Annotated in this window: 15 protein-coding genes and 2 pseudogenes; 4 read left to right on the forward strand and 13 right to left on the reverse strand. The window is 67.3% G+C overall.

What is annotated here, in order from left to right; all coding sequences use genetic code 11:
• Positions 1-12 precede the first annotated feature (12 nt).
• Genes ispG through ndk form a run of 5 tightly spaced genes read right to left on the reverse strand, consistent with a single transcriptional unit; the run spans position 13 to position 4,746 of the window.
• Complete coding sequence (gene ispG / locus ACEI37_RS20795; protein ID WP_116295543.1) at positions 13-1,305, reverse strand: flavodoxin-dependent (E)-4-hydroxy-3-methylbut-2-enyl-diphosphate synthase; 1,293 nt, start codon at positions 1,303-1,305, stop codon at positions 13-15.
• 48 nt (positions 1,306-1,353) lie between these two features.
• Positions 1,354-2,361: a helix-turn-helix domain-containing protein gene (locus tag ACEI37_RS20800; RefSeq protein WP_373377992.1), complete on the reverse strand. Its 1,008-nt coding sequence runs from the start codon at positions 2,359-2,361 to the stop codon at positions 1,354-1,356.
• Positions 2,354-3,133 carry a type IV pilus biogenesis/stability protein PilW gene (pilW, locus tag ACEI37_RS20805; protein ID WP_373377993.1) on the reverse strand — a complete coding sequence of 260 codons (780 nt, stop codon included), beginning with the start codon at positions 3,131-3,133 and terminating at the stop codon, positions 2,354-2,356. The genes ACEI37_RS20800 and pilW overlap by 8 nt, the downstream gene beginning before the upstream one ends.
• The gene (gene rlmN, locus ACEI37_RS20810; protein ID WP_373377994.1) at positions 3,130-4,284 is read right to left on the reverse strand and encodes a 23S rRNA (adenine(2503)-C(2))-methyltransferase RlmN; all 1,155 of its coding nucleotides are present in this window, start codon (positions 4,282-4,284) and stop codon (positions 3,130-3,132) included. Before rlmN ends, pilW begins: the two co-directional genes overlap by 4 nt.
• Positions 4,285-4,320: 36 nt before the next feature.
• Entirely contained in the window at positions 4,321-4,746 is a 426-nt protein-coding gene (gene ndk / locus ACEI37_RS20815) for a nucleoside-diphosphate kinase (RefSeq protein ID WP_012353167.1), read from the reverse strand.
• A 373-nt stretch (positions 4,747-5,119) separates the two neighbouring features.
• Here ndk and ACEI37_RS20820 point away from each other — a divergent pair, with 373 nt between their 5' ends.
• Positions 5,120-5,824: a Bax inhibitor-1/YccA family protein gene (locus tag ACEI37_RS20820; RefSeq protein ID WP_012353168.1), complete on the forward strand. Its 705-nt coding sequence runs from the start codon at positions 5,120-5,122 to the stop codon at positions 5,822-5,824.
• 67 nt (positions 5,825-5,891) lie between these two features.
• Here the strand turns inward: ACEI37_RS20820 and rlmD are convergent, their stop codons facing one another.
• The gene (gene rlmD / locus ACEI37_RS20825) at positions 5,892-7,196 is read right to left on the reverse strand and encodes a 23S rRNA (uracil(1939)-C(5))-methyltransferase RlmD (RefSeq protein WP_373380291.1); all 1,305 of its coding nucleotides are present in this window, start codon (positions 7,194-7,196) and stop codon (positions 5,892-5,894) included.
• A gap of 257 nt (positions 7,197-7,453) precedes the next feature.
• Between rlmD and ACEI37_RS20830 the strand changes: the two genes are divergently transcribed.
• On the forward strand, positions 7,454-8,308 hold the full coding sequence (locus ACEI37_RS20830; RefSeq protein WP_373377995.1) for an endonuclease/exonuclease/phosphatase family protein: 855 nt from the start codon (positions 7,454-7,456) through the stop codon (positions 8,306-8,308).
• 32 nt (positions 8,309-8,340) lie between these two features.
• Here ACEI37_RS20830 and ACEI37_RS20835 read toward each other — a convergent pair whose 3' ends face one another.
• From ACEI37_RS20835 to surE, 5 genes are read right to left on the reverse strand one after another with little or no spacing between them, the layout of a single operon-like run.
• On the reverse strand, positions 8,341-9,180 hold the full coding sequence (locus ACEI37_RS20835) for a 3'-5' exonuclease (protein ID WP_115680534.1): 840 nt from the start codon (positions 9,178-9,180) through the stop codon (positions 8,341-8,343).
• Positions 9,177-10,364 carry an RNA polymerase sigma factor RpoS gene (rpoS, locus tag ACEI37_RS20840; RefSeq protein ID WP_373377996.1) on the reverse strand — a complete coding sequence of 396 codons (1,188 nt, stop codon included), beginning with the start codon at positions 10,362-10,364 and terminating at the stop codon, positions 9,177-9,179. Before rpoS ends, ACEI37_RS20835 begins: the two co-directional genes overlap by 4 nt.
• Positions 10,365-10,370: 6 nt before the next feature.
• Entirely contained in the window at positions 10,371-11,243 is an 873-nt protein-coding gene (locus ACEI37_RS20845) for a peptidoglycan DD-metalloendopeptidase family protein (RefSeq protein ID WP_373377997.1), read from the reverse strand.
• 8 nt (positions 11,244-11,251) lie between these two features.
• Positions 11,252-12,169 (reverse strand): protein-L-isoaspartate(D-aspartate) O-methyltransferase, encoded by a 918-nt coding sequence (locus ACEI37_RS20850; RefSeq protein WP_373377998.1) that lies wholly within the window; start codon positions 12,167-12,169, stop codon positions 11,252-11,254.
• 43 nt (positions 12,170-12,212) lie between these two features.
• Complete coding sequence (gene surE / locus ACEI37_RS20855; RefSeq protein WP_018007785.1) at positions 12,213-12,965, reverse strand: 5'/3'-nucleotidase SurE; 753 nt, start codon at positions 12,963-12,965, stop codon at positions 12,213-12,215.
• Positions 12,966-13,184: 219 nt separating this feature from the next.
• Here surE and ACEI37_RS20860 point away from each other — a divergent pair, with 219 nt between their 5' ends.
• Together ACEI37_RS20860 and ACEI37_RS20865 are read left to right on the forward strand one after the other, a co-directional pair.
• The gene (locus ACEI37_RS20860; RefSeq protein ID WP_373377999.1) at positions 13,185-14,159 is read left to right on the forward strand and encodes an NADPH:quinone oxidoreductase family protein; all 975 of its coding nucleotides are present in this window, start codon (positions 13,185-13,187) and stop codon (positions 14,157-14,159) included.
• 223 nt (positions 14,160-14,382) lie between these two features.
• Positions 14,383-15,044, forward strand: a pseudogene (locus ACEI37_RS20865) (sensor histidine kinase N-terminal domain-containing protein); the annotation flags it as partial.
• Positions 15,045-15,151: 107 nt separating this feature from the next.
• Here ACEI37_RS20865 and ACEI37_RS20870 read toward each other — a convergent pair.
• Both ACEI37_RS20870 and ACEI37_RS20875 read right to left on the reverse strand, forming a co-directional pair.
• A pseudogene (locus ACEI37_RS20870) lies at positions 15,152-15,940 on the reverse strand (ABC transporter permease); the annotation flags it as partial.
• Positions 15,941-15,985: 45 nt separating this feature from the next.
• The gene (locus ACEI37_RS20875; protein ID WP_115703710.1) at positions 15,986-16,798 is read right to left on the reverse strand and encodes an ABC transporter ATP-binding protein; all 813 of its coding nucleotides are present in this window, start codon (positions 16,796-16,798) and stop codon (positions 15,986-15,988) included.
• Between the last annotated feature and the right edge of the window lie 71 nt (positions 16,799-16,869).

The raw sequence follows: 16,869 nt of genomic DNA on the forward strand, positions 1-16,869 counted from the left end.
GGCCGATCTGGCTCAGGCTGCCACTTCTTTGCCGGCCCGCGCAGCGCCCGGGCCGTAATGCGTGCGAACGTATTCGTCTACGATCGCCTGGAATTCTTCCGCGATGCGCTCGCCGCGCAGCGTCTTCACCTTGACGCCGTCGACGAACACCGGCGCGGCCGGCGATTCGCCCGAGCCCGGCAGCGAAATGCCGATATTGGCGTGCTTGCTTTCGCCCGGGCCGTTGACGATGCAGCCCATCACGGCCACGTCCATTTCCTCGACGCCCGGGTAGGCGGTCTTCCATTGCGGCATCTGCTCGCGCAGGTAGGCCTGGATGCTGGCCGCCAGCTCCTGGAACACCGTGCTGGTGGTGCGGCCGCAGCCCGGGCAGGCAATCACCATCGGGGTGAAATTGCGCAGGCCCATGGTCTGCAGGATTTCCTGCCCGACGTACACCTCTTTCTCGCGCGGCGCGCCCGGTTCCGGCGTCAGCGAGATGCGGATGGTGTCGCCGATGCCTTCCTGCAGCAGCACCGACAGCGCCGCGGTGGAAGCCACGATGCCCTTGCTGCCCATGCCGGCCTCGGTCAGACCGAGGTGCAGCGCGTAGTCGCAGCGGCGCGCCAGCTCGCGGTACACCGCGACCAGCTCCTGCACCTGCGACACCTTGCACGACAGGATGATCTGGCTGCCCGGCAGGCCGATCTCCTCGGCCTTGCGGGCCGAGTCGATGGCCGAGGTGATCAGCGCCTCGATCATCACGCTCTGTGCCGGCCACGGCTCGGCACGCCCGGCGTTCTCGTCCATGATGCGGGCGAGCAGGTCCTGGTCCAGGCTGCCCCAGTTCACGCCGATGCGCACCGGCTTGTTGTAGCGGCACGCCATCTCGATCATCTGCGCGAACTGGGTATCGCGCTTGGCGCCCTGGCCGACGTTGCCCGGGTTGATGCGGTACTTCGACAGCGCCTCGGCGCAGGCCGGATAGTCCTGCAGCAGCTTGTGGCCGTTGTAGTGGAAATCTCCCACCAGCGGCACGTCGACCCCCATCCGGTCGAGCTGCTCGCGGATCGACGGCACCGCGGCCGCGGCCTCGGGCGTGTTCACCGTGATGCGCACGATCTCGGAACCCGCGCGCGCCAGCTCCTTGACCTGGATCGCGGTGCCGATCGCGTCGACCGTGTCGGTATTGGTCATCGACTGCACCCGCACCGGCGAACCGCCGCCGATGGTCACCACATTGTCGCCCCACGCGACCCGCGCCTGGCGGGTCTGGCGGCGCGGCAGCGGGCCCGGCAGGACCGGGAGACAGAGCTGTTGGTTCATAGCGTTACCACCTTGCAAAGACGCACCTTGCCGCACCTCGCACCCGCATCAGGGCAGCGTCAGGCGCGCCACGTTGTTGCGGTTGGCTGCCTTCAGGTCGACCGGCGTGCCGCCGCGCGTGAACGATTCGACGCCCTTGACGTTGCCGATCACCACCTTGTACGGGGCCGTGCCGCCGCCAGCCATGGTCTGGCCGGCCCTGGCGGTGCCGCCCATCACGACCTTGCCGCTATTGTCGCGGATTTCGAACCAGGTATCGGTGGCAAAGCGGATCTGCAGCTCGCCCTCACCGACCGCCGCGGCGGATGCCGTCGGGGCCGCCGGTGCCGATGCGGCCGGTGCCGATGCGGCCGGCGCCGCAGTGGCTGCCGCCGCTGCCGGCGCTGCCACCGTTGCCGAAGCTGCCGCGGCGCTGGCCGGGACGGTTTCGGCAGACGGCGCCGGCGAGTCGCTGGCCGCCATCACCGGCGGCAGCGCCGCGGTCACGATACCAGCTTCGGTGCTCGCGTTTTCGGCGGCCGGAGCCTCGGCCGCCACGGTTTCGGCGGCGCCGCTGCGCGCGTCGATCCACGCGCGGATATGGTCGAGCCCGAACCAGATGCCCGCGGCTACCACCACCGCCACCAGCGCCAGCCAGACCCAGCGGCCGCCATTGCCGCCAGAGCGGAAGCGGTTGCGGTCGTCGAAGGCGGCGTTGATACCGCCTTCGCGCTGGCGGGCGATTTCCGCCACCTGCGCCACCGCGCGCGGCTGGAAGCGCGCCAGCAGCGGGTCGATATCGACATGGAGCATGCGGGCATAGGCGCGCATCACGCCCTTGGCGAAGGTCACGTCGGGCAGCGCCTTCAGGTCGGCCGCCTCGATCGCGCGCAGCTTGCTGGCCGCCACCTTGAGCCGTGCGCTGACGTCCTCGACGGACATCCGCTGCGCCTCGCGCTCGCGCGCCAGCGCCGCGCCGATTTCGCGCGCCGCGGCTTCACGTTCTCCTTCATGCGCGCCTCCGCCGACTGTTTGCGTCGGTACGGCCTGGCCTGCGGCGCGGTCGTGCTCACTCATCCCATGCTCCTTGTTCGTAGGCGGCCACCTCGCGCGAGTCGGGGAAGCGGCTGCGCAGCTGCGCTCCCAGCGCATCCTGCGTGCGGCCGTCGCCCTGACGGTGGGCAATGCGCGCTCCCAGCCAGAGGGATTGCGCAGTGACAAATTGGCTGTTGTTGACGCGCTGGACGTACTGGCGCGCCTGGACGTAATCGCCGCGCCGGTAGAACACCAGCGCCAGGTTGGTGTTCGCCACCGGGTTGTTGCGGTCGTAGCCGAGCGCGGCCTTCAGGTTCTTCTCCGCCTCGGCGCTGTGGCCCTGGCGCAGTTCGCACGCGCCCAGGCTGATCAGAGGCTTGACCGGGCCACCGGCCGACGGCGCCGACACGGCGCGCTGCAGCATGGGCACGGCCTCGCCGTAGCGCGCTTGCTGGCACAAGAACCAGCCGTAGTTGTTGAGCAGGTCGCCGTCATTGGCGCGCATCGACGCCGCAGTGCGGAAGCTGTCCTCGGCCAGCGTCCCCTCGTTCATGCTCATGTAGATCAGCGCCCGCACATGGTAGGCGTCGGCCATCGACGGATCGATGGCGATGGCCTGCTTGATCTCGTCAAGCGCGACCGCATTCTGGCCGGCCTCGAGGTAATTGGTGGCCAGTTGCAGCCGGATGCCGGCCCGGCGCCTGGCCTCGGTCTGGTCGGAAGCGGTCTGGAGATCCTGCGCCGGCGCATGCGGCAGCTGGCACCCGGACAACATCAGCAGCCCCAGCAGGGCCGCAGCGATCAGACGGATCATGCAGGGCGCGCCTCCCGCGGCTGGCCGCTGGCAGTGACCGGCACCAGCGGCGTGATCTTGCCGAACTTGCCGCGTTCGGCGAGGCGGGTGCGGTCCTTCACTTCCCCGGCCAGCTGACCGCAGGCGGCGTCGATGTCGTCGCCGCGGGTCTTGCGAATGGTGGTGACGATGCCCGCGTCCATCAGCACCTGCGCGAAACGGCGGATCTGCTCGTTGTTGGAACGCTTCAGGCCCGATTCGGGGAAGGGGTTGAACGGGATCAGGTTGAACTTGCACGGCACGTCGGCGACAAGCTTCAGCAATTCCCGCGCATGCTCGACGCCGTCGTTGACGCCATCCAGCATGCAGTATTCGAAAGTAATGAAATCGCGCGGCGCGAATTCCAGGTAGCGGCGGCATGCCGCCATCAGCTCGGCCAGCGGGTATTTCTTGTTCAGCGGCACCAGCACGTCGCGCAGCGCGTCGTTGGACGCATGCAGCGATACGGCCAGGGCGACCGGCAAATCTTTGGACAAGCGGTCCATCATCGGCACCACGCCGGAGGTGGACAGCGTCACGCGGCGGCGCGACAGGCCGTAGGCGTTGTCGTCGAGCATCAGCCGCATGGCCGGCACGACCGCGTCGTAGTTCAGCAGCGGCTCGCCCATGCCCATCATCACCACGTTGGAGATGACGCGGTCATCCTTGGGGCCGCGGCCCAGTTGCTCGCGCATGGCGAACTCGGCCATCCACAGCTGGCCGATGATCTCGCCGGTGCTGAGGTTGCGCGAAAAGCCCTGCTTGCCGGTGGAACAGAACCGGCAGTTGACGGCGCATCCCGCCTGCGAGGAAACGCACAGCGTGCCACGCGTTTCCTCGGGGATGTACACCGTCTCCACCGCGTTGCCTTCGCCCACGTCAAGCAGCCACTTGCGCGTGCCGTCGGCCGACAGGTTGTCGGTGATGATGGCAGGCGCGCGGATCTCGGCGCGGGTCGCGAGCTTTTCGCGCAGCGACTTGGCGAGATCCGACATGGCGTCGAAGCGGCTGGCACCGTAGTGGTGGATCCAGCGTTGCAGCTGCCGCGCACGGAACGGCTTCTCGCCGAGCTCGCCGCAATAGGCGGTGAGCGCGTCCGCGTCGAGGTCGAGCAGGTTGACGAGAGTGTTCATGACGGCAAACTCGGCTTGGTGTCAGTCAGCAGCCGATCAGCGGCTGTAGACGTTCATGCCCGGGAAGAAGAAAGCCACTTCCACGGCAGCCGTTTCAGCGGCGTCCGAGCCGTGCACGGCGTTGGCGTCGATGCTGTCGGCGAAGTCGGCGCGGATGGTGCCCTTCTCGGCCTTCTTCGGGTCGGTGGCGCCCATCAGGTCGCGGTTCTTGGCGATGGCGTTCTCGCCTTCCAGCGCCTGGATCATGACCGGGCCCGAAACCATGAAGTCGACCAGGTCCTTGAAGAACGGACGCTCCTTGTGGACGGCGTAGAACTGCTCGGCTTCGCCGCGCGACAGGTGCACCATCTTGGCAGCAACGATCTTCAGGCCGGCGGCCTCGAAACGGGCATAGATCTGGCCAATCACGTTCTTGGCCACGGCATCCGGCTTGATAATCGACAGGGTGCGTTCGATCGCCATGAAAAACTCCGAAAAATGAAGGGGTTACAAATGGATTAAACGTGCAATTCTAGCACGAAGACTATGACCGTTTCGAGGGTCTTGCAGACCTCCGGACGGGCCTGCCCGCCCCTCGCGCACATGCCACTGGCAAGTTGCAGACACCGCACATTACAACCTTGTCATCCCTGGAACGCAGCGCCGCCGCTAACATCCAATGTGAGCGGCGTCGAACGGACGTGAGCCAGCGGCAGGTGACGATTGAATTACCGCGCCCTTGCAATCCGGCCTGCCCGATGCCACATTGACGATGGTTCCGTCCGGCTTCCATGCGAGTCGTCGCATTTGAAGTCTCGCAACGCCGGCGCCTCACCGTTTTGAGACAGGAGTCACCATGGATAACAAGCTGAACACCTACGGTTTCGGCAACAGTGCGTCGACCGTCACTGACGTCGTCGTTCGCAACCGGGTCTTGCGCAACACTTACTGGCTGCTGGCCCTCTCGATGATCCCCACCGTGCTCGGTGCGTGGATCGGCGTGGCCACCGGCTTCAGCTTCATGGCGGGCAGCCCCGGCCTGTCGCTGATCCTGTTCCTCGCGATCGCGTTCGGCTTCTTCTTTGCCATCGAGAAGACCAAGAACAGCAGCATGGGCGTGGTCCTGCTGCTGGCCTTCACGTTCTTCATGGGCCTGATGCTGTCGCGGCTGATCAGCGTCACCTTGTCGTTCTCGAACGGCCCGGCACTGATCATGTACGCTTTCGGCGGCACCGCCGCCGTGTTCGGCGCGATGGCATCGATCGCCACTGTCAGCAAGCGTGATTTCTCCGGCCTGGGCAAGTTCCTGTTCGTCGGCGTGATCCTGCTGATCCTGGCCAGCGTCGCCAACATCTGGCTGCAGCTGCCGGCGCTGATGATCACGGTGTCGGTGATCGCGATCGGTATCTTCTCGGCGTACATCCTGTTCGACGTGCAGCGCGTGGTGAACGGCGGCGAGACCAACTACATCACCGCCACGCTGGCGATCTACCTGGACGTGTACAACGTGTTCGCCAACCTGCTGGCGCTGCTGGGCATCTTCGGCGGCAACCGCGAATGACGGCAAACGCCGCGGCATGAAAAAGCCGGCCTGTTGGCCGGCTTTTCTTTTGGGCATTCCGCCGCGCTCAGTCGCGGTCGAACACCGCGATCGATTCCACGTGCGAGGTGTGCGGAAACATGTTGACCACGCCGGCGCCGCTCAGGCGGTAGCCCGCCTCGTGCACCAGCAGGCCGGCATCACGCGCCAGCGTGGCGGGGCTGCACGACACATAGACGATGCGCCGCGGCAGCACGTCGCTGCCCTGCTGCGCCAGCTCGCCGAGCGCCTTGCTCACCGCGAGCGCGCCTTCGCGCGGCGGATCGACCAGCCAGCGGTCGAAGCGGCCCAGCGCGGCGATGTCTTCCGCGGTGACCTCGAACAGGTTGCGGCACGCGAACTCGGTCCTGGCGGCGAGCCCGTTGTATTCGGCATTGGCGAGCGCGCGCGTGGTCAGCGCCTCGCTGCCTTCGATGCCCATCACCGACTTGCCCTGCGTGGCCAGCGGCAGCGTGAAATTGCCGATGCCGCAGAACAGATCGAGCAGGCGGTCTTGCGGTTGCGCGTCGAGCAGGCGCAGCGCGCGGCCGATCAGCACGCGGTTGATCTGGTGGTTCACCTGGGTGAAGTCGGTCGGCTTGAACGGCATGCGGATGCCGAACTCGGGCAGCGTGTAGGCCAGCTCGGCGTCGGCCGGGTAGAACGGATAAACCGTATCCGGGCCCTTAGGCTGCAGCCAGAACTGCACTCGGTGCGCATCGGCAAAGGCGCGCAGCAGGTCCTTGTCGGCATCGGTCAGCGGCTCCAGGATGCGCAGCACCAGCGCGGTCACCTCCTGGCCCACGGCCAACTCGATCTGCGGCATGCGGTCGCGGATCGACAGCCCCATCACCAGCTCGCGCAGCGGCACAAGCATCGCCGACACATGCGGCGGCAGGATCTCGCAGCGCGTCATGTCCGCGACATAGCTGCTCTTGCGCTCATGGAAGCCGACCAGCACCCCGCCCTTCTTGGCCACATGGCGCACCGTCAGGCGCGCGCGGTAGCGATAGCCCCAGTCCGGCCCGGCGATCGGGCGGAACACCACGTCGGGCTTCACCTTGGACAGGTGCCACAGGTTGTCCTCCAGCACGCGCTGCTTGATGGCCAGCTGCGCGCGCGAATCCAGATGCTGCATCGAGCACCCGCCGCAGACGCCAAAGTGCTGGCAGCCCGGTTCCACGCGCATCACGGAGGCCTGCCGTACTTCGCCCAGGTGCGCCTGCTCGTAGCTGGGCTTGCGGCGATAGCTGCGGTAGCTGACGGTCTCGCCCGGCAGTGCGCCTTCGACGAAGATGACCTTGCCCGGCGTGCCGTCCTCGTTGACCAGCCGGCCGACGCCGCGCGCCTCCATGTCGAGGCTGTCGATCGTCACCACGGGGTCGTCCGCGGGCGCACCGCCCTGTGCGGCACCACGGCCACGGGAGCTCTTTGTGACGGGGGCAGCACCTTCGACGGCCGCAGCAGCCGGCACGGCCGGCGTTTCTTGTGGGGAGGACACGGCTTGGGACACCAGATCAAACCTGACGTATTGTTTTACGAAAGCGCGATTGTATGCCAGACCGGCCCGGCTCCGTTGGCGTACGTCCCGGCAAACGACGGAGAGCAGGCATGGAACTGATTTCGTGGAACATCCAGTGGGGCCGCGGCGCCGACGGCCGCGTCGACCTGGCGCGGCAGGTACAGGTCCTGCGCGCCATGGCCGACGCGGATGTGCTGTGCCTGCAGGAAGTGACGCGCGGCTTTGGCGAACTGCGCGGCGAACCCGGCGCCGACCAGGTGTCCGAGCTGACCGCGCTGCTGCCCGGCTATCACCTGCTCTATGCGCCGGCGGTCGAGCGGCGTGGGCGCACCGGCGCGCTCAAGCAGTTCGGCAACCTGATCGCCACCCGACTGCCGGTGCGCGAGGTGTTCCGCCATGCATTGCCCTGGCCGGCGGATCCCGAGGTCGCGTCGATGCCGCGGGTGGCATTGGAAGCCACGGTGGAGGCTGGCAGCGCGCGGCTGCGCGTGATCTGCACCCACCTGGAATATTATTCGGCGACCCAGCGCACGGCACAGGCCGAAGCCCTGCGCGACTGGCATGCCGAGGCTTGCGCCCACGCACGCCGCCCCGGCCGCAGCGAGCAGTGGCCGGGCCCGTTCACGCCGGAGCCGCGGCCCGCCGAAGCCATCCTGTGCGGCGACTTCAACAGCAAACCCGACGATGTTGCCTATCGGCGCATGCTGGAACCATTCGATGACGGCACCCCGGCCTGGCGCGACGCCTGGCTGCATGCGCACCCTGGCCAGCCGCATGCCCCGACCTGCGCGCTGCACGACAAGGAACAATGGCCCGAGCCGCCCTTCGCCTGTGACTTCATGCTGGTGACCGAGCCGCTCGTGGCCCGCATCCGGCGCTGCGAGGTCAACGCCGACACCGATGCCTCGGACCACCAGCCGATCCTGCTGTCGCTGGATCTCTAGGCCGGTCCAGGCCGGGCCAGCGGCTGTCGTCGTCAGTCTTCGAGGTCTTCGGCTTCGGGCGTCAGCCGCTGCAGGCGGAAGGCCTGCAGGTATTCCATCCACTGTTCGCCCGGCAACTCGGCCAGCGATTCCTGGACGAATTCCATCTCGACGTCGAACTCGCGCGGCGACAGCCCGCCGCGCATCAGCTGGAAGCGGCAGTACATCAGGTAGGTGTTGACGACGTCGGTCTCGCAATAGGCGCGGATCTCGTCGAGCTGCCCGGCCTGGAAGGCCTGCCACACCTTGCTGCCGTCCATCCCCATCTTGCCGGGAAAGCCGCACAGCTTGGCCAGGTCATCGAGCGGGGCGCTGGCGCGCGGCTGGTACATCGCCAGCAGGTCCATCAGGTCCAGGTGCCGCATGTGGTAGCGGCTGATGTAGTTGTTCCACTTGAAGTCGCGGCTGTCCTCGTCGCGGCCCTCGCCCATCTCCCAGTAGCGCGGCGCGGTGATGCCGTTGACCAGGCCGCGGTAGTGCAGCACCGGCAGGTCGAAGCCGCCGCCATTCCATGACACCAGCTGCGGGCTGTAGCGCGCGATCAGTTCATAGAACTTCTGGATCAGCGTGGCCTCGCCGTCCTGCGGCGTGCCGAGCGAGCCGACATGGAACACCGCGGAGCCGTCGCGGTGCGTGCGCCGCAGCACGCAGGAAATCGCGGCGACACGCTGCAGGTAGTGCGGGAGGAAATCGCTGCCGGTCTTTTCCCGGCGGGCGGAGAACGCATGCTCGGCGACTTCGGCGTCGCTCATCGCATCGGGATGGTCATGCAAACGGCGCAGGCCGGCGACATCGGGAATGGTCTCGATGTCGAATACCAGCACAGGGGTCATAGAACGGCGTCCTTCCTGACACCTTGCGAAGCGAAATGCCGCTTGAGCTTGACCAGGGCCTCCTGCTGGATCTGGCGCACGCGCTCGCGCGTCAGGCCCATCTCCTCGGCAAGCTCTTCCAGCGTGGCGGGCTCGATGTGGTTGAGGCCGAAGCGGCGCTCCACCACATAGCGATGCTTTTCCGACAGGCGCGCCAGCCAGAGCTTCATCAGCCCTTCCAGCTCGCGGTGCGCCACCTCCTGGTCTGGGGCGGCGTTGTGCTCGTCGGAGAGGAAATCCAGGAGGCTCGAGCCGGGATCGAGATCGAACGGCGTATCGAGCGAGGTGGTGTGTTCATTGAGTGCCAGGACGTCCTGCACTTCGTCCGGCGTCTTGCCCAGCAGGTGGGCGATGTCTTCCAGGCTGGCGTCGCGCCCGTCGGTGCCGCCCTTCTCCAGATGGCGCTTGGCGCGCAGCACCTGGTTGAGTTCGCGGATCACGTGCACCGGCAAGCGGACCGTGCGGGCCTGGTTCATGATGGCGCGCTCGATGCTCTGGCGGATCCACCACGTTGCGTAAGTCGAGAAGCGGAAACCGCGCGACGGATCGAACTTCTCGATCGCGTGCATCAGGCCCAGGTTGCCCTCCTCGATCAGGTCGAGCAGCGGCACGCCGCGATTGAGATAGCCCTTGGCGATGCTGACCACCAGCCGCAGGTTGCGCTCGATCATGACCTGGCGCGCGGCAAAGTCGCCGTCCTTGGCCAGCGTGGAGAAATGCAGTTCTTCCGGCGCCGACAGCAGGGGCTTGATGCTGATGCGGTTCAGGTAGTGCTGGACGGTGTCTGCGGCCAGCTCGGTATGCAGCACCGTGCGGAAATCGTCATGCTCGGCGGTGGCGCTCTCGGTGCCGTTTTCCGCGCCATCGTCTTCCTCGTCTTCCGACTCGTCCTCGTCGTCGTCGCGCAGATGGCGCTCGTTGCGATCATTGTCGTCGCCGAGCAGGTCGGCCTCGCGCAGGCCCACCGAAGCGGACGTGGCGATGGGCTCGTCGGTCACGGGAAGCATCTCGGCGGCGAGGTCGGGCTCGAAGCCCTCTGCATCGGCGCGTTCGTCGGGATGCGCCACACCAGCCTTCACTTCCGGCTGCTTGGGACGGCGAGCCCTGCTGACGGTTCCGGAGGAGACGGTTTTCTGGCGTGGCATGAACCCTCACTGTGGCGGCAGGTACCGCATCGGATCAACCGGTTTTCCGTTCTTGCGAACTTCGAAGTGAAGCTTCACCCGGTCGGTATCACTGTTGCCCATCTCTGCAATCTTCTGGCCTTTCCGGACCGTGGATTGCTCAGCGACGAGCACCTTGTCGTTGTGCCCGTAAGCGGTAAGAAATGTCTCGTTGTGTTTGATGATGACAAGATTCCCGTAGCCGCGCAAGGGGCCTACGTGAATCACCCGACCGTCATCCGCGGCCAGCACCGAATCGCCCTTCTTGCCCGCAATATCGATGCCTTTATTGCCCTTGTCGTCGAATTTACCGACCATCTGGCCGGTCGCCGGCCAGCTCAGCTTCATCGAACCATCGGCCATCGGCGCCGAGGCCGGCGCGGTCGCGGCGGGGACTGCCGCTGGCGCCGAGGCCGCAGCCGCAGGCGCGGCCGGCGGCGGCACCGGCGTGCCGTTCGGACGCGCCTGGTCGATCGGCTGGGCCTGCACCGTGCCCGGCGCCACCGGCATGGTGGCCACGCCCGGCGCAGTGTTGACGTCGGCACCCGGTGGCACGATGCGCAGCAGCTGGCCGACCTCGATCTGGTTCACATTGGTCAGGTTGTTCCACGTTGCCACATCGCGATACGACTGGCCGTTCTCCAGCGCGATACGGTAAAGGGTATCGCCTCGCTTGACCCGATAGTACCCGGGCGGCGCCGGTTCCAGCGTCGCCGCGGTGGTACCGGAGGTGGAGGTACGGTCGACGACCGGCGCCGGCATCGGCGAATTGGCGCAGGCGGCCAGCAGGGCCGCGAGCGACGTCGCCGCAAGAAGTTGTCCGGCGCGTGCGAAATTTTGCGATTTCACGATGTTGTGCATAGTTCGACTCAGATGGTGCCCGATTTTAAGGGCACAAAGAAAACGGCTTCAAGCGCGGTTCGGTGAAAGCGATGGCGGTTGCGCCGCTCGATCAGCAGCAGCTGCTGTGTCACGGTCTGGCCGGGCACGCCAGCCGGCGGCATCACCGCGACCGGAGCGATCAGGCGCCCGCCGATGGCCAGCTGCTCCAGCAGCGCCTCGGGCACCTCCATGCCGGCCGCGGCGAGGATGATGGCCGAGAACGGCGCGGCCTGCGGCAGGCCCAGCATGCCGTCGCCGTAATGCAGGCGCAGGTTGGGCACGCGCAAGGGCCGCAGGTTCGCCTTGGCCTGCTCGTGCAGCGGCCGGATGCGCTCGATCGAGAAGACTTCGCGCGCCACCTGGGCCAGCACCGCGGCCTGATAGCCGCAGCCGGTGCCGATCTCCAGCACACGCTCCAGCGGCGCCTCGGCGCCCAGGCCCTCGCGCAGCAGTTCGATCATGCGCGCGACCACCGACGGCTTGGAGATGGTCTGCTGGTGGCCGATCGGCAGCGCCGCGTCTTCATACGCCTGCGACGCCAGTCCCGGCTCGACGAACAGGTGGCGCGGCACCGTGGCGATGGCCGACAGCACGCGCTCGTCGCGAATGCCCGCGGCGCGCAGCCGCGCCGCCAGTGCCACGCGCGCACGCGCCGAGGCCATGCCGCCGCCGCCCGCGGTGGCCGCGGAGGCGCGCTGCTCGACCGCGCTGGCAGGCACCGGCGCAGGTGCCGGCGCTGCGGTGCGCGGCAGGCGCGGCTTGGCTGGCGTCGCGGGCGGAGGCACGGGCGCGGCCGGGCGCGGCGCGCCCACGGCGGGGATGCCGGCGGTGCGCGCGGGCGCGGGCTTGCGCTCGACCACCGCATCCAGCGGCAGCGGAAACTTGCGAGGGGGCGTGGAACTCATCGGGGGCGCGGCGCGGCGATTCTGCGGCTCGGGACCAGCGGCCCTACTTCAGCCACTGGTCGAGCGCGTCGAGCTGCCCGCGGTGGGTCAGGTCCAGCTGCAACGGCGTGAGCGAGACATAGCCCTGCGCGGTCGCGTGGAAATCGGTGCCCTCGCTGGCATCGCGCGCGTCGCCGGCCGGACCGATCCAGTAATTGGTGTCGCCGCGCGGGTTGACCTGCGTGATCACCGGCTGCGACGGATGGCGCTTGCCCAGACGCGTGGCGCGATAGCCCTGGATATGTTCGAACGGCAGGTTCGGGATATTGACGTTGAGCAGGAACGGCTCTGCCGGCGGCGTGCCGATGATGCGCTCCACCACGGTGCGCGCGACGCGCGCGGCGGCATCGAGGTGTTCCCAGCCCTTGTCCACCTGCGAGAAGGCCACCGAGGGAATCCCCAGCAGGTAGCCCTCGATCGCTGCGGCGACGGTGCCGGAGTACAGCACGTCTTCGCCCATGTTCTGGCCCTGGTTGATGCCGGACACCACCAGGTCGGGCTTTTCGTCGAGCAGCCCGGTCAGCGCGATATGCACGCAGTCGGTGGGCGTGCCGTTGACGAAGCGAAAACCTTTTTGCACGCCTTCGCGCGCCTCGTAGATCGACAGCGGACGCTGCAGGGTCAGGGAATTGGAAGCGCCGCTATGGTTCTGCTCCGGCGCGATGACCGTGATCCGGCCCAGCGGCGCGAGCGCAGCATGCAAAACGGCCAGTCCCGGCGCGAGATAACCGTCGTCGTTGGCGAGAAGGATATGCATGCCGCGATTGTACCTGAGCGCAGGCGCGCAAGCGGCCCGCGCGCCGCCCGATCTGGCCATCCGCGGCGGCGGCACCGGCACTGTATGCAGGCCGCAAATGACCGCCTCCACGGCTTCGGCATGAAACAGAACGACCGTGCTATTCCTGCGCTACACTTGCCCCGCCGGCCCGCGTAAGCTTGACTGGCGCGGCATGCCAACCACACCACCGGAGACAAGATGAAAGCCGTACTGTGCAAAGCCTGGGGTCCGCCCGATTCGCTGACCCTCGAAACCCTGCCCGACCTGGTGCCCGGCAAGGGCGAAGTGGTCATCGACGTCAAGGCGGCCGCGGTCAACTTCCCGGATGTGCTGATCATCCAGAACAAGTACCAGGCCAAGCCCGAACTGCCGTTCACCCCGGGTTCGGAACTCGCCGGCGTGGTCAACGCGGTGGGCGAAGGCGTCACCCACGTCAAGCCCGGCGACAAGGTCATCGCCTACCTGGGCAATGGCGCTTTCGCCAGCCAGGCCAGGGCGCCGGCGGCGTCGGTGGTGCCGATGCCGCCCGGCATCGACTTCGAGATCGCGGCGGCCTTCACGCTGACCTACGGCACCTCGCACCATGCGGTGATCGACCGCGGCGAACTGAAGGCCGGCCAGACCATGCTGGTGCTGGGCGCGGCCGGCGGCGTCGGCCTGGCGGCGATCGAGATCGGCAAGGCCATCGGGGCGCGCGTGATCGCAGCGGCGTCGACCGACGAAAAGCTGGAGGTGTGCAAGCAGCACGGCGCCGACGCCTTGATCAACTACAGCACCGAAGACCTGCGCGAGCGCATCAAGGCGCTGACCGACGGCAAGGGCCCCGACGTGATCTACGACCCGGTCGGCGGCATCTATGCCGAGCCGGCGTTCCGCTCGATCGGCTGGCGCGGCCGCTATCTGGTGGTGGGCTTCGCCAACGGCGAGATTCCCCGGCTGCCGCTGAACCTGGCGCTGCTCAAGGGGGCGTCGCTGGTAGGCGTGTTCTGGGGCGATTTCGTGCGGCGCGAGCCCAAGGCCAACCAGGCCAATATGGCGCAGATGCTGGGCTGGATGAAGGAAGGCAAGATCCGCCCGCATATCTCGGCGCGCTATCCGCTGGAGCAGGCCGCGCAGGCGCTCAAGGACATGGAGGCGCGCAAGGTCACCGGCAAGATCGTGATCGTGCCGTGACCGCGGTCAGCCAACGAAGCGTCGGCTGACGTCTTCGCGCTGACCCAAAAAAGTAAGGCGCAGGAAGTGCGGCTACACCCTGCGCCCTGCGAGGCAAACCGCCCCAAGCTGCCTGTTGTCCCGATTGCGCACACCCCGGCGCGGGTCAACAGGCAGTTCCCAAAACAGCCAGCCCCCGGCCGGGCCGCTTTCCGGAATTCCCCCTGTCAGAAGCGATGCTGCAGGCACCGTCACCGGCTACGACGATCTGCCAATGCCGGCCGACGCCGCCTGCAGCTGTACCGCACCGTGTTCTACGACACCTGGTTCCGAGACCAGCCACTGCGCATGGCGGCGCAGCCACTGCCGGTGCGCGACGTCGGCGCGGCACGCACGCGGCTGGTGTGGGTGCTGGTGGGCGAGACCATCGAGCCGCGCCAGCTGCTGGCGCGCGAGATCCTGATCGGCTCGCTGCTGCAGGAGCTGATGCTGGTGACGCTGGCGCTCGGCATCGTCTGGCTCGGCGTGCGGCGCGGACTGCGGCCACTGCACCGGCTCTCCGACACGGTAGCGCGGCGCGGCACGCAGCTCGACCCGATCGAGCAGCAAGACCTGCCCGCCGAGATGAAGCCGCTGGTGCGGGCGCTGAACCAGTACATGGAGCGGCTGCAAGCCATGGTGCTGGCGCGCAAGCGCTTCTTTGCCGATGCCGCGCACCAGCTCAAGACCCCGCTGGCCATCATCCAGGCGCAGTCCGAACTGGCGCTGCGCGAACGCGACGGCGAGCGTGTGCGCGAGCATATGCGCGTGCTGCACGGGACCGTGCGGCACGCGTCCAAGGGCGTGCAGCAGTTGCTGTCGCTGTCGCGGCTGGAGCCCGATGCCGGCTATGAACCGGCGCTGAAGCGCCGGGAGGGGGCCTGACGGTGTCGGTCAGGTTCGACCCAGGGCGTTTCCTTGACCGACTGCGTACTCCCTCTCCCGCTTGCGGGAGAGGGTTGGGGTGAGGGCCACAGCTTCTCCGTCTCCCCGCTCTGCGGCTGCCACTTCATCAGCCGCTTCTCGCCGATGCCGACCATCCAGTCCAGCACCAGCGCAAACGCGGTCAGCACCACGATGCCGGCGAACACGGTATTGATGTCGAAGGTGCCCTCGGCCTGCAGGATCAGGTAGCCCACGCCACGCGCCGAGCCCAGGTATTCGCCCACCACCGCGCCGACAAAGGCCAGGCCTACCGAGGTATGCAGCGACGAGAACACCCAGCTGGTCGCGCTCGGCAGGTAGACATGGCGCAGCAACTGCTTCTGGCTGGCACCCAGCATGCGCGCATTGGCCAGCACCACCGGGCTCACTTCCTTGACGCCCTGGTAGACGTTGAAGAAGACGATGAAGAACACCAGCGTCACCGCCAGTGCCACCTTCGACCAGATGCCCAGGCCGAACCAGACTGCGAAGATCGGCGCCAGGATCACGCGCGGCATCGAATTCATGGCCTTGACGTAGGGATCGAGGATGGCCGAGGTCAGCGGGCTCAGCGCCAGCCACAGGCCGACGCCCAGCCCCGCCACCGTGCCGATGCCGAACGCCAGCACGGTCTCGATCAGGGTCACGCCCAGGTGCAGGTAGATATCGCGCTCGACGATAAACCAGTTCCAGATGCGTTGCGCCACCATCAGCGGCTCGCCAAAGAAAAAGGCGACCTGCTGCGAGCGCGTGGCCACGTGCCACACGCCGAGGATCACCACCAGCACGAGCAGCTGCCACACGCGCAGCATGCCCTTGGAATCAGTACGGAATGCCATCGGGATTCAGTTCTTGTTTTGAATGGGGACGCAGGTCGAAACCGTTCAGGCGACCTTGCGCTGCTGGGCGTAGCCCTTGAGCACTTCCTCGCGCAGCACGTCCCAGATCGCGGCGTGCAGCTCGACAAAGCGCGGATGGTTACGGATCTCGGCGACGTCGCGCGGGCGCGGCAGGTCGATCGCGAACTCGCCGATCGGATGCGTGCCGGGACCGGCCGACAGCACCACCACGCGGTCGCTCATGGCGATGGCCTCGTCCAGGTCGTGGGTGATGAAGAGCACCGCCTTGCGCTTGGCGGCCCACAGCTCCAGCACTTCGTTCTCCATCAGCTGGCGGGTCTGGATATCCAGCGCCGAAAACGGCTCGTCCATCAGGATGATGTCCGGGTCCAGCACCAGCGTCTGCGCCAGGGCCACGCGCTTGCGCATGCCGCCCGAGAGCTGGTGCGGGTAGCGGTCGCCGAAACCGCCCAGGCCCACGCGGCGCAGCCATTCCTCGCCCTGCTGCACTGCCTCGGCGCGCCCGGTGCCGCGGAACTCCAGGCCGGCGACGACGTTGTCGAGCGCGCTGCGCCACGGCATCAGCGCCTCGGTCTGGAACATGTAGCCGGCGCGCCGGTTGATGCCGCGCAGCGGCTCGCCGAAGACGCGCACCTCGCCGCTGGAAGGCTCCAGCAGGCCGGCGCCGACATTCAGCAGCGTCGACTTGCCACAGCCGGTGGGACCCACCACCGATACGAATTCGCCGGGCTGGATCGACAGCGTGACGTCCTTGACCGCGGTATAGCGCTGGCTGCGGTCATCGCGCGAGACAAAGGTGCAGGTGACCTGGTCGAGTGAAAGTGCGGGAATGCTCATGATGAACCGTCTCGTACCCGCCGTGGCGCAGAGCGCGGCGCGGGCGAGTGATGATGGATAAGCCGTCGCTG

Source organism: Cupriavidus nantongensis, from assembly GCF_041726985.1.
Classification (GTDB): domain Bacteria; phylum Pseudomonadota; class Gammaproteobacteria; order Burkholderiales; family Burkholderiaceae; genus Cupriavidus; species Cupriavidus nantongensis_A.